This window comes from Novacetimonas sp. GS1 (assembly GCF_036686925.1).
In the GTDB taxonomy this organism is placed as follows: Bacteria; Pseudomonadota; Alphaproteobacteria; order Acetobacterales; family Acetobacteraceae; genus Novacetimonas; species Novacetimonas hansenii.
On the sequence record NZ_VSZP01000001.1, the window covers coordinates 1,876,605 to 1,888,780 of the forward strand.

Consider the following 12,176-nt stretch of genomic DNA (forward strand, 5'->3'; position numbering starts at 1 on the left):
TCGGACCCTATGAACCAGACAGGCCTGAAGCAGTTTTTTCGTGCCCCCCTCAGCGAGGTCGATGCGGATGTCGCGAATATCATCGAGGCGGAGAAAATCCGTCAGCGCGACGGCATCGAACTGATCGCCAGTGAAAACATGGTGTCCGCCGCCGTCATGGCCGCGCAGGGCAGTGTCCTGACGAACAAATACGCCGAAGGCTATCCCGGTCGCCGCTATTACGGTGGCTGTGTGGAGGTGGACAAGGTCGAGGCCTTGGCCATCGAACGCGTGACGAAGATGTTCAATGCGCAGTTCGCCAATGTGCAGCCGCATTCCGGCGCAAATGCCAACCAGGCGGCATTCATGGCGCTGGTGCAGCCGGGCGATACCGTGCTGGGCATGAGCCTTGCCGCAGGTGGCCATCTGACCCATGGCGCGGCCCCGAACTATTCGGGCAAGTGGTTCAATGCGGTGCAGTACGGCGTGCGTCAGGAAGACGGCCTGCTGGATTACGAGGAAATGGAACGCCTGGCGCGTGAGGCAAAGCCCAAGCTGATCGTGGCGGGGGGCTCGGCCTATCCCCGCATCATCGACTTCGCACGTTTCCGTGCGATTGCGGATGAGGTCGGCGCCTTCTTGATGGTGGACATGGCCCATTTCGCCGGGCTTGTCGCGGCGGGACTGTATCCTTCGCCTCTTCCGCATGCCCATGTCGTGACCAGCACAACGCACAAGACCCTGCGCGGTCCGCGCGGTGGCCTGATCCTGACCAATGATGCCGATCTTGCCAAGAAGATCAATTCAGCCGTTTTCCCCGGCCTTCAGGGGGGGCCGCTGATGCATGTCATCGCCGCAAAGGCCGTGGCCTTTGGCGAGGCCCTGCGTCCCGATTTCATCGAGTATCAGAAGGCGGTTGCCGACAATGCCCGTGTGCTGGGTGAAACACTGGTGGAACGTGGGTTTGATATCGTCACGGGCGGCACGGATTGTCACCTGATCCTTGTTGATCTGCGTCCCAAGGGTGTGACGGGCCGTGCCGCCGAACGCAGTCTGGAACGTGCGGGCATTACCGCGAACAAGAACGCCATTCCCTTCGACCCTGAAAAACCTGCCATCACGTCGGGCATCCGCCTCGGCAGTCCGGCTGCGACGGCACGTGGTTTCCGCGCGGCGGAATTCCGTGAGGTCGGCCTGATGATTGATGAAGTGCTGAGTGCGCTGGCAAAGGGGGGCGAAGAAGGCTGCCCGAAGACGGAGCAGGACGTGCATGCACGTGTCAAGGCGCTGTGCGCGCGTTTCCCGATCTATTCCTGATCGGGTCTGATGCGTTATCCGCCTGCGAAGGTTCGTGGATAACGTCATGACGTGACTGTCGGGCGCCGTCTTTTTCCATGAAGGCGGCGTCCTTCAAAGTGTTACGGTCAAAATCCACGCCAGATTACGTCTCGCGATACCGGGTTTGGGGCTCTATTGCCTGCCGCCCATCACGGGACATGCCGTGCAAGGCGCAGCGCGGTCTGCCCCCGGCCCGGTCGCAGGTTGGGCATGACCAGCATGCAGTCGTCATAGGGCGTACGTATTTCGTCATCGCCATCGCGTGCCAGCAGCGTGCCACGCTGTGCGATGATATCCCCGCCGCAGAACGGCGAGACAAAGGTAAAGCGCGAGGACTGCGCACGAACAAGGTCCGTGACCACCATGCATCGCATGCGCGTTGTAGGCGGTGTTTCGGCGATTGTTTTTTCGACCTCCCATGTTTTTTGGATATTCCCTGTCAGGAGGCAGGACGGGCGCAACAGGGCACGTACGGCCCTGCGCGCGGTATGCAGTGTTTGCACCTGCCAGTGCTGCCCTGCTTCCAGCAGGCATGCGCGTGCCTGCGTATGGGGGGAGGAAAAACGTGCAAAGTCGATCAGGCGTGTGCCATCGGCATGGCCGTCATCTGCAACAATCAGTTCCGTCGCACCGATCTGTTGCGCAAGGGTGATGCCGCGCGCAGCCCGTCCCGACAGGATCAGCGGCCTGCCGGGCCACAGCATGGAATGCAGGTCCATCAGAATGTCCGCCGTGTGGATGACCGGCAGGATCTGCCGCGCGCGGTTGAGTTCATGCGAAGACCGTGCGCCATGCAATGTGTCTTCGGACCAGACACGATTCATGTCTTCGTCAATGAAGCGTGAGGCCACCGGACGTTCGGGATCAAACTGTGCCAGCGCCCCAATATTGGCGAAGATGACAGACAGTCGCCCTGTGGCGGGACGTATGCGCGCACGCAGCAATTCGTCCATTACGATTGCGCCGGTATATTCATTGCCGTGGATCAGGCACACCACCACGACATGTGGTCCGACACGGCGGCTTTCGAAATGCATGACGCCGGGAATGCCGCAATTGCCCTCGCGCCATGCGGACAGGTCGGGGGGAGGAACCTCGACCTTGAAGCGTGGCAAAGGCGCAGGCGGGGGGGGCAGTGTTTCCATGAAGACGCCACGACGGCGCGTGCGTATCGGGACGGCGTCCACAGGGGGAAGGTGCTTCATGCGGGCAGCATGTCCCGTACAGTAGGGCAGCACGCACCTTCAGGATGCCGGTGGGGACGGAGGCGAGGGGTCATGGGGCAAGTTTATCGCCTCGCCCACGGCCTGCAATCCATGGCACGTTCATTTATACGCCAGCATCACGCGTGCTTTACGCAGGCAGATTGCGCTGCGGGAATTATTCAGTGGGACTGATCCAGTCGGGATTATGCGGGGGGATCGATTGCCTTCAGCCGCGCGCCAGTCACGCGTTCGATGTCCTTGAGCAACAGGCGCTCTTCTGGTGCGCAGAGTGACAGTGCGCTTCCCTGGCGGCCCGCGCGCGCCGTACGCCCGATGCGATGTACATAAGCCTCAGCTTGGCGGGGAATATCGTAATTGACCACCAGCATGACATCTTCCACGTCAATACCCCGTGCCATCACATCCGTTGCGATCAGGACATGCAGCTTGTGATCGCGGAAATCACGCAACGTACGTTCCCGTCGCGCCTGCGTGTGTTCACCATGCATGACACCGCATGTCATCTCCCGTCCCAGAGCGTTTGCCAGGTCATCCGCCTGCCGCCGGGTTTCGGTAAAGATCAAAACACGCCGCGACGGGTGGGTGGACAGGAAAGACACCAGCGCACCCAGCTTGTGTCGGGGGGGGATGAACATGACCTGCTGGCGGATACGTGGTGGCGGGGCATCGGCGGCGTCCACCTTCACCCGCACTGGCCGGTGCAGCAGCCTGCGCCCCAGATCGACAATTTCGGCAGGCATGGTGGCGGAAAACAGCAATGTCTGGTGCGTGACCGGCAGGCGGGATGCGATGGACATCATGTCGTCGATGAAACCAAGATCGAGCATCCGGTCAGCCTCGTCCACCACAAGGGCCGTCGTGGCATCTGCCACCACCGCACCATCGGATAACAGGTCCACAAGACGTCCGGGCGTGGCGACAAGGATATCCGCGCCCGCCTCCAGGTCGCGCACCTGCCGCGCCCTTGGCACGCCACCGATGGTCACCACCACCTTCAGGCCGGTGCCTTTCGCACATCCGCGCCATGCCCCGCCGGTCTGGTTGGCCAGTTCCCGTGTGGGGGACAGGCAGATGATGCGTGCCACATGGGGGATGCGTTCATGTGGCGCCCCAAGCAGACGCTGCGTAAGGGGGGCGGCAAACGCGATGGTTTTGCCGGTGCCGGTCGGGGCGATGCCTTCCACGTCCCGCCCGGACAGAATCGGGGGAATGGCCTGTATCTGAATGGGCGAGGGAATGCGTACCCCCATGCGCGACAGGTTGTCCCGCACGGGTGCCGTAAGGCCGGTTTCAACAAAGGAGGCGCAGGGATCTTCGGTCATCGCGCCAAGCCATACAGTGCTTTGCCCCCACAGGAAAAGGGAAAGGGATTGACGTTGCGATTCCCGGTGCGCCAGATGCATGCCATGACGCCCCCACTGATGCCCCCCGCCGATCCCACGGCAGGTGTGATCGCCGAAGATTTTGCCGGCATGAAATCACAGGCTTTCGGCCTCGCGCGGCGTGCGGGGCTGACCCCCGTGCTCTGCCCGGTCATGGTACGCCCCGGCTGGCGTTACCTGCCTGCATCATGGTGGCCCATGCCCCTGCGTGCCATCCGTCCGTTGCAGATGCCCGCAACCTGCATGGGGCCGTCGGGCGTGATGATCAGCATCGGTGGCACGGGGGGGGCGGTTGGCGCGGCCATGCGGGCACGTGGTGGCCGGGTGGTGCAGATACAGAACCCGCGCATGGACCTGCGGAAATTCGACCTGGTGATCGCCAACCGTCATGACGAGATTTCAGGCCCGAACGTCGTACTGTCACGCACGGCGTTGCATGGTGTCTCCCCCGAATGCCTTGCGCAGGCCCGGCGCGTATGGGCGCCACGCCTTGCCCACCTGCCACGCCCCTTGGTCAGTGTCCTTGTCGGTGGGGGGAATGGGCGATTCCGGCTTGGTGCGGCGGAGGGGCACGCCCTTGCCGCGCAGCTCGGGCGGATGATCGACTGCGACGGGGTGGGCCTGGCGCTGACCCCGTCGCGGCGAACCGGTGTGGAGGTCAGGGAGATCCTGTCGCACCACCTGTCGCCCAAGGGGGCATGGGTGTGGGACATGGAAGGGGAGAATCCCTATCTCGGCCTGCTTGCCTGCGCGGACGCCATTGTGGTGACGGCGGACAGTGTTTCGATGATATCAGAGGCCGTGGCGACGCAGGCGCCGGTCATGGTCGCGGCGTTGCCGGGGCGTTCGCGTCGGATCGGGCTGTTCATGCAGGACCTGACACAGGCGGGACGTATCCGGGTATTTGACGGGCGCATGCGTGACTGGCCGGTTGCGCCGCTGGATGACACGCAGGCTGTCGCGCAGGAAATGCGTCACAGGCTGAACCTGAAATGATCTGCGAATAATGCGTGTTTCCAGCAGGCAATTATGACATAAAACAGGCATGCTCGATATCCGCACCTATGACGCACGCACTGGCGGCAATATCGCCTACAAGGCATTTTCCCATCCCCTGGCGGCGGAGCGTCTGGCGGCGCTGGTGCGGGTGTTCCACGATAAGGGGCCGGTTGCGATCTATGACCCGGCCGGACATGCGGCTACCCTCCTTGCGCTCCTGCCGCAGGAAATGCGGATTGAGGGTATCTATGTCCATGATAGCGAGAAGGTGGGACAGCCAACGGCCTGTGGCCTGACCCGGGCACTTGCCGATCTGCCGCAGGCCCCCGTGCGGGCTGTGTGGGCGCTGGATTTCGAACATGAACGGGTCTGCACCCGGCTGCGTGATATCCTGCCTGTGGGGGTGGAAATCTTCACGCTGGCGGATGCCCGGTTGCCTGACGGGATGCTTACTGTCGCGGGGACCTATCTCAATCGCCTGAATTTCGCGACAAATCATGCATTTTTCCGCGATGAAGGGGGGCTGTCCACCCGTCTTGTCACCACCAATTACTGGGCACGTTATGGCGCGGGCGAAGTCCGGTTATGGCTGCGCCTGTTCGGTCAGGATGGCCATCCCCTTGCAAGCTGGGTTGAAGGCCCCTTCGCACCAGAACAGTCAATCATTGTGGAGAGTGCGCAGGTCCGGCGTCGTTTTGGCCTTGGCGCCTTTACGGGCCAGCTTTTTATCCATGTCCTTGGGGTGGCGGGACATGATGTTGTCAAATATGCGCTGGAAATCCATGGCGATGATGCCAGCAATACCCTGTCCGTCACGCATGATGCCAATGCCTGGCCTGCCGAACGCTATGCCAACCTGCCTGCGCCCCGACGGGGGGAAAAGGTGATCCTGTGGGTCCAGAACAGTCATGCGGTGCCTGTTCCCGCCAACGCCATGGCGTTGGGACGCATGGGTCATGATACGCGGGTTCCCATCGACCGGCCCCTTGGCCCATATGAAACGGTGGGGGTATGCGTAAACGAATACCTGCCCCACGCCGCATGGCCTGAGCAGCTTGAGTTCCATGGCGGTTATCATGTGGTGCGTCCGCGCTATGAAATCCGGGCGTCTACCGGCATCCGCATTGCGCATCTGAATGTGGAACGCAGCGACCTTGGGCATGATCCCGGGATTGCCAGCCTGCCATCGCGTTTTTTCGGGCGGGGCTATCTCCTGCCGTTCCCGGTGCCCGATCCTGCGCGTTACCGCACGACACTGCAACCCGCGCCCATGTCGCATGCGCTGGAGACGATGCCAGTGCGGATCGACTGTTTTGACGAGGAGGGGCGACCGTCAGGTTCACGTTTTCTTGGGTGCCTGACGCGTGGTTTTGAGATGGCGCAGGACCTGTCCGACATCACCGGGCGGGCAGGGCATGGGGAACTGGTCTATGACTTCCGTGACGGGGGGCATGCGGATGGCTGGCTGCATGCCCTGATACGGTATGAAGATCTGATGACGGGACATGTCGCGGAAACCAGTTTCGGGGCGCATATCTTCAACACGGTCATGACCTATCGCAACGAACCGCAATCTTATTCCGGGCCACCGCCGGGGTTGACGACACGTCTTTTCCTGCAGGCTGGTGCGGGACATGCGCCAAGTTTCTGTCATCTTATCTATCCTGTGTCGGGCGCGTGGCATGACAGATCTTCTACCGTGCTGGTCCTGCATGACGAAACGGGCCGGAAGATAGGGGAAAGGCAGGTCAGCATTCCCGCACGTGGGTCGCTGACGCTCTGGCCACACCTGATTTTCGGGCAGGATGCCATCGATCGCACGGGGGCGGGTGGATATGTCATGATCCGTGACCAGTCCTGCCGCCTGTTCGGATATCATGGACGCCTGCGCGCGGATGGCGTGTTTTCGCTGGACCATATGTTCGGGTTCTGAAGAGCTGCCCGGGCAGGCTGCTGTATACAAGGGGCTGTTTTCAAACAGTGTCCCGATGTTGCGCGCCTGGCGCGGGGCTGGGTATCGCGCTTTTCACGTAACCCCGCCATGCCCGTGCGTTTCTTACCGGACTGTGATCGCCACGATAGAGTGATGGAATCACAAAGGGATGATACTGAAATGACCGATTCACATACGCCTTCCGCTACTGAACACCTGCAGAAGCTGGCTGCTCGCGGGCAGCATGAACCCAAGCTGCTGACCCGTGAGGAAGTCATCATGCTTGCCGCGCATGTTGGTAAGGAACATGCCGGTATTGAAAAGGACATCGCCAAGAAGGCGGAACATAACCCGGAGGGCGTGACGGCAGACGAACTGCGGGCGCTGTGCCTTCACATCCTGGGGGAAAAGAAGGTCCGTTAATCCGGGCTGGAATTGATATGGCCCGTCCCGAAACAGGGGCGGGCCGCACGACCTGTCCGGTCACTGACGCATAGAGGCGGGAAGGGGTTATATAAGAAAAAACGGGACATCGCTCTTTTGGGCGTGGCCGTGCGAATCTTTTATGGAAACAAGATTCACTAGAAATTTCTGTCTTATAGGGGAAGGCCGGATGGTGGGTGCGACAGGGATTGAACCTGTGACCCCCGCCGTGTGAAGGCGATGCTCTACCGCTGAGCTACGCACCCATCCGTTCGGTGAGGTGTTATTAGTCGATCCTTTGATGGGATGCAAGCACCTGAAGACAGGATTTTTTATCTTCGTACAGGGCGGCGCAAACGATAGGCGAGGGCTTCGGCAACATGACCCTGCTCAATCTCTGCCACGCTTGCCAGATCGGCGATCGTACGTGCCACGCGCAACAGGCGGGTATAACCACGGGCCGACAGATGCAGACGTTCGGAGGCCATGACGGCATAATCGCGTGCTGACGCCTGAATGGGGAACAGGTCGATACTGGCTTCGGCGTTGCGCAGGCCGTCCTGCCGGTTGCGCTGCCGCGCATAGGCCGCCTCAACCCGTTCGGCCACGATGGCGCTGCTTTCCCCACGTTCAAGCCCGGCGATCTGCCCCAGGGGTACGGGTTCGACGCGTACATACATGTCCATACGGTCCAGAAGCGGGCCGGAAATGCGGGCCTGATAATCCTCGCCACAGCGCGGCGCCTTGCGGCATTCCTGCGCGGCATCGCCAAGATATCCGCAACGGCATGGGTTCATGGCGGCAATGAACTGAAAACGGGCAGGGTAGGTCACGTGTGCTGCCGCGCGGGCGATTGTGATGGAACCGGTTTCAAGGGGCTGGCGAAGGGTTTCCAGTGCATGGCGGGAAAATTCTGGCAGTTCATCCAAAAACAGTACGCCCCGATGTGCGAGGCTGACTTCGCCGGGGCGTGCGCGTGCGCCACCACCACCCAGTGCCGCCTGACTGGTGGAGTGGTGCGGGTCGCGAAAAGGAGGGCGCATAATCGGATGTCCGTCCGATAGCAGGCCGCTGACGCTGTGGATACGGCTGACTTCCAGGATTTCTTCTGCTGTCAGGTTGGGTAATATGCTTGGCAGGCGTGCGGCCAGCATGGATTTCCCGGCCCCTGGTGGGCCAGACATCAGCAGCGAATGCCCGCCGGCTGCTGCAATTTCCAGCGCGCGCTTCGGACTTTCCATACCGCGTACATCTGCCAGGTCGAGAGTGGGCGTACCGGATGTGTCCCGCCCAAGGTCGGGGAGTTCAACAGGCGTCAGGATCTGCTGGCCCCGAAAATGATTGACAAGGGCAGGGAGGCTGTCCGCGGCGAGGATGTCCATCGCCTCGCTGGCCCATCGTGCTTCGACGCCTTGTGCGCGTGGGCATATCAGGCCCAGCGAAAGATCATGTGCGCTTATGCCCGCGGACAGGACGCCGCATACGGGATTGATGCCACCATCAAGCGAGAGTTCACCCAGTGCCGCATACCGGCTCGCCATATCATAAGGAACGACCCCCATGACACAAAGTAGGGCAAGGGCGATGGGCAGGTCGAAATGTGATCCTTCCTTGGCGAGGTTGGCCGGGGCCAGGTTCACGACAATGCGCTTTGCCGGCAGCGCCAGCCCCATGGCCGAAAGGGCCGCACGCACACGTTCACGGGATTCCGCGACGGCCTTGTCTGGCAGGCCGACGATCAGGAATGATGGCAGCCCGGTGGAAAGTTGCACTTCAACCTTAACGGGTGTGGCATCAATGCCACAGAACGCAAAGCCGTGAATACATGCCAGCAACGTGTCAGCCATAGGTCAGAATTCAATCCGTCAGTAAGTCAGGATTTCATGATGCCGGAATGCGACGCAAAGCGCCAATGCCCATCCAGACGGACATAATTGTTGGCATAATATATATTATAGAACATAAGGCGCAGACCGGACGGGGGCGCATTGCGGCGTGCTGCGACGTGGTTTCGTATCCGCCATGTCCGGCCCCAGCCATCATGAATTCCCGGCGCCACGTCCCTGACATGGCGCCCATGGCATGGCGTTGGTGATCTTTGGCAATCAGTTGCGAATTCCTGTAATGGTTCGCACACGTTCCAGGATACTCATCCCCGCCTGGGTAAAGGTCTGCTCACTGAACCGGGTACAGACATAATCGCGCGCCTGCTGCCCCATGTCATGGAAACGTTCCGGTTGCGACAGTGCCCGGATCAGTGCATCAGCCAGTGATTGGGGGTCTCGTGGCGCGGCGCGCCAACCGGTCCTCCCCTCCTGCACCGAATATCCCATTTCCCCGACAGTTGTGCCAAGCACCGGCAGGCCACCCTGCATGGCCTCATGCATTGCGACGCAGAACCCTTCCCAGCGTGACGGCTGTATATACATATGCTGCGACGCGATGAAATCGCGGGTATTGGACACAAAACCCGGAAACCGGATCATGTCGAGGCCATGCGCTCTGCACCGTTCCTCGATAAAGGCACGGTGGTTTCCTTCACCACATACGGTAATTTCATATTGCGGCAGGTTATGACCTGCCTTGCGCACCAGTGCCAGAGCGGCACAGAGATCCCCATATCCCTTTTCACGCGACAGGCGACCCAGCGACCCGATCCGTATGACTTCCCCCTTGCGCCACGGCTGTGCCTGCGGGGCCGTTGGGGTTGCATAGAAAATGGGCCAGCACGCCAGTCGGTCGCGCGGAATGCCAAGTATCCTGTGCGTTTCATCGGTTACGAACTGTGAATCCCCAACCCAGAAACATGAGAGCCGACGTTGCGCCAGCAGGAGGCGTCGATTGGCGGGTTTGGGATTTGCATTGTGCTGCCAACTGACCACGGGCCAGCGATGGCGCGTGCCGATCAACTGCCCCAGCAGTGTGGCGCGGATCAGCGAGGTCCACAGAAGATCGGGCTTCCATGCAGTCAGCGCCTGATTGAGCCATCGCAGCGTCTGTAACTGTTGTTTTTCCCCCGTCGGACAAATTTCCACCTGAAGTCCGGCCTCTTCCAGTCGGGAAAGTGCCAGGCCGTCGCGTCGTGACAGGGCGAAGACCGCAACTTCGTGTCCTGCCTGACGAAAGACGGATGTGATGGCAGGAACCGGGAAACATGCGCCGCCACCCTCAAGGGAGTTTATGATATAGGCAATGCGCATTATCCGTCAGGTTCCGTCAATATATTCAGGGATGGGCGGTTGTAGCTAAAGATAAGGCGAAAAAACAGTATCTGATGTGCATGTCCGCGCATCCCCCTGCCCGCCTCCTATGGGCCTGCCATGTCGGACGCCGGGGGAAGCCGGCATCATATCAACAGGATCAGGCAGTTCTGAAACTCGGCACAGCGTTATATGCGGCGTGGGTTTCATGTCATACCCCCGCAAGGGCTTTGATCTCTTGCCTGCCTAATTGTGGGCATTCCCGTTGGGGCATCTGTTGGATCTGCGTATTCATGATGGCCCCGATTTTTGAAATTCCATCATATTTTATGAGAGGGCTTCTCGCCGTAGTCTTTATAGTCTGTGGTCGCTTTCGGGGGGGCAGATGTGTTAGGGAGCGGGCAATCCCGTTCCTGCACCTGTCCCGACCCGAATATCAAGGCGTGTTTCGCTATGTCCGAAGTTACTTCCCCATATGCCAATCCCGTTCGGGAGGCCGCGTCGGCAGCGGCTTTGACCGATGACGAACGCACCCGCATCCTTGCCAAATCGGCGCAGTTCGCACCGCCTTCGGCCGTACTGCCGGACGGGCGTCGTGAACTGGTGGGACTGTCGCGGGAGGAATTGACGGAAATTCTTCTGGAAATCGGGGAAAAGCCATTCCGTACCAAGCAGTTATGGCACTGGATCTATCATCAGGGGGCTACCGATTTTTCCTGCATGAGTTCGATTGCCAAGCCCCTGCAGGAAAAGCTGGCGGAGCGTTTTGTCATCAGCCGCCCACAGGCTGCCACTGTCCAGACGTCGAGTGACGAGACACGCAAATTCCTGTTCCGTTTCCGTGACGGGCAGGAGGCGGAGACCGTCTATATCCCCGACCGGCGCGAAGACCGGGGTGCGGTGTGCATTTCATCGCAGGTTGGCTGTACGCTGTCATGCACCTTCTGCCATACCGGCACCCAGGGGCTGGTACGCAACCTTGGCGCGGCGGAAATCGTGGGGCAGTTCATGGCTGCGCGCGACAGTTATGGCGAATGGCCCAGTCCCCGGGGGGAAACGCCGCGTCTGTTGTCCACCATCGTACTGATGGGCATGGGAGAGCCACTGTACAATTACGAAAATATTGCCAAGGCCATGAAGATTATCATGGATGGCGAAGGGATCGGCCTGTCGCGGCGGCGTATCACCCTGTCCACGTCCGGCGTCATTCCGATGATGGACCAATGCGGGGATGAACTTGGCATCAACCTGGCGATTTCCCTGCATGCCGTTCGGGACGACCTGCGTGATGAACTGGTGCCGCTGAACCGCAAATATCCCATTGCCGATCTGATCGCCGCATGCCGCCGTTACCCCGCCGCCAGCAATGCGCGGCGTATTACGTTTGAATATATCATGTTGCGTGGCGTGAACGACAGCGAGGCCGACGCCCGTGAACTGGTGCGTCTGATTGCGGGTATCCCGGCCAAGGTCAACCTGATCCCGTTCAACCCGTGGCCGGGCAGCCGGTTTCAGCCCTCCACGCGCGAACAGCTCGACCGGTTTGCGAATATTGTCATGGATGCCGGGTTCGCATCCCCCATCCGCATGCCGCGTGGGCGTGACATCCTTGCCGCATGCGGGCAGTTGCGCACCGAAAGCCAGCGTGCCCGTCGCCAGCCCGCCACCACCACGGATAATGCCTGAGCCCGTGCCT

Annotated in this window: 9 protein-coding genes and 1 tRNA gene; 5 read left to right on the plus strand and 5 right to left on the minus strand. The window is 60.7% G+C overall.

All coding sequences use genetic code 11. The annotated features are described in order from the left end of the window. Positions 1 to 9: 9 nt before the first annotated feature. A complete protein-coding gene (gene glyA / locus FYB92_RS08575; protein WP_062808915.1) occupies positions 10 to 1,296 on the plus strand; it encodes a serine hydroxymethyltransferase in 1,287 nt (428 codons plus the stop codon). A 170-nt stretch (positions 1,297 to 1,466) separates the two neighbouring features. On the opposite strand, the gene FYB92_RS08580 is transcribed toward glyA, so the two are convergent. Together FYB92_RS08580 and FYB92_RS08585 are read right to left on the minus strand one after the other, a co-directional pair. Beyond that, positions 1,467 to 2,522, minus strand: coding sequence for a succinylglutamate desuccinylase/aspartoacylase family protein (locus FYB92_RS08580; RefSeq protein WP_332828481.1), 1,056 nt, complete (start codon positions 2,520 to 2,522; stop codon positions 1,467 to 1,469). A 203-nt stretch (positions 2,523 to 2,725) separates the two neighbouring features. Then, positions 2,726 to 3,865, minus strand: a complete 1,140-nt coding sequence (locus FYB92_RS08585) for a DEAD/DEAH box helicase (RefSeq protein WP_281649384.1) — start codon at positions 3,863 to 3,865, stop codon at positions 2,726 to 2,728. 99 nt (positions 3,866 to 3,964) lie between these two features. On the opposite strand from FYB92_RS08585, the gene FYB92_RS08590 reads away from it, so the two are divergent. The 3 genes from FYB92_RS08590 to FYB92_RS08600 all read left to right on the plus strand — a co-directional run bounded on the left by FYB92_RS08590 (position 3,965) and on the right by FYB92_RS08600 (position 7,280). After that, positions 3,965 to 4,921, plus strand: coding sequence for a mitochondrial fission ELM1 family protein (locus FYB92_RS08590; RefSeq protein ID WP_003620218.1), 957 nt, complete (start codon positions 3,965 to 3,967; stop codon positions 4,919 to 4,921). A gap of 49 nt (positions 4,922 to 4,970) precedes the next feature. Continuing rightward, positions 4,971 to 6,857, plus strand: coding sequence for a hypothetical protein (locus tag FYB92_RS08595; RefSeq protein ID WP_332828482.1), 1,887 nt, complete (start codon positions 4,971 to 4,973; stop codon positions 6,855 to 6,857). A 180-nt stretch (positions 6,858 to 7,037) separates the two neighbouring features. Further along, a complete protein-coding gene (locus tag FYB92_RS08600; protein ID WP_003620213.1) occupies positions 7,038 to 7,280 on the plus strand; it encodes a hypothetical protein in 243 nt (80 codons plus the stop codon). 191 nt (positions 7,281 to 7,471) lie between these two features. Here FYB92_RS08600 and FYB92_RS08605 read toward each other — a convergent pair. The 3 genes from FYB92_RS08605 to FYB92_RS08615 all read right to left on the minus strand — a co-directional run bounded on the left by FYB92_RS08605 (position 7,472) and on the right by FYB92_RS08615 (position 10,480). Continuing rightward, positions 7,472 to 7,546 (minus strand) — tRNA-Val (locus FYB92_RS08605). A 66-nt stretch (positions 7,547 to 7,612) separates the two neighbouring features. Then, on the minus strand, positions 7,613 to 9,127 hold the full coding sequence (locus FYB92_RS08610; RefSeq protein WP_332828483.1) for a YifB family Mg chelatase-like AAA ATPase: 1,515 nt from the start codon (positions 9,125 to 9,127) through the stop codon (positions 7,613 to 7,615). A gap of 258 nt (positions 9,128 to 9,385) precedes the next feature. Further along, a complete protein-coding gene (locus FYB92_RS08615; protein ID WP_075632259.1) occupies positions 9,386 to 10,480 on the minus strand; it encodes a glycosyltransferase family 4 protein in 1,095 nt (364 codons plus the stop codon). A gap of 453 nt (positions 10,481 to 10,933) precedes the next feature. Between FYB92_RS08615 and rlmN the strand changes: the two genes are divergently transcribed. After that, a complete protein-coding gene (rlmN, locus tag FYB92_RS08620) occupies positions 10,934 to 12,166 on the plus strand; it encodes a 23S rRNA (adenine(2503)-C(2))-methyltransferase RlmN (RefSeq protein WP_062808909.1) in 1,233 nt (410 codons plus the stop codon). The last annotated feature ends 10 nt before the right edge of the window (positions 12,167 to 12,176 follow it).

Bases quoted from the DNA above. Each gene is read 5' to 3' on its own strand.
- FYB92_RS08610 (WP_332828483.1), bottom strand. From the start codon at position 9,127: ATGGCTGACACGTTGCTGGCATGTATTCACGGCTTTGCGTTCTGTGGC.
- rlmN (WP_062808909.1), top strand. From the start codon at position 10,934: ATGTCCGAAGTTACTTCCCCATATGCCAATCCCGTTCGGGAGGCCGCG.
- FYB92_RS08590 (WP_003620218.1), top strand. From the start codon at position 3,965: ATGCCCCCCGCCGATCCCACGGCAGGTGTGATCGCCGAAGATTTTGCC.
- FYB92_RS08615 (WP_075632259.1), bottom strand. From the start codon at position 10,480: ATGCGCATTGCCTATATCATAAACTCCCTTGAGGGTGGCGGCGCATGT.
- FYB92_RS08585 (WP_281649384.1), bottom strand. From the start codon at position 3,865: ATGACCGAAGATCCCTGCGCCTCCTTTGTTGAAACCGGCCTTACGGCA.
- glyA (WP_062808915.1), top strand. From the start codon at position 10: ATGAACCAGACAGGCCTGAAGCAGTTTTTTCGTGCCCCCCTCAGCGAG.
- FYB92_RS08600 (WP_003620213.1), top strand. From the start codon at position 7,038: ATGACCGATTCACATACGCCTTCCGCTACTGAACACCTGCAGAAGCTG.
- FYB92_RS08580 (WP_332828481.1), bottom strand. From the start codon at position 2,522: ATGAAGCACCTTCCCCCTGTGGACGCCGTCCCGATACGCACGCGCCGT.
- FYB92_RS08595 (WP_332828482.1), top strand. From the start codon at position 4,971: ATGCTCGATATCCGCACCTATGACGCACGCACTGGCGGCAATATCGCC.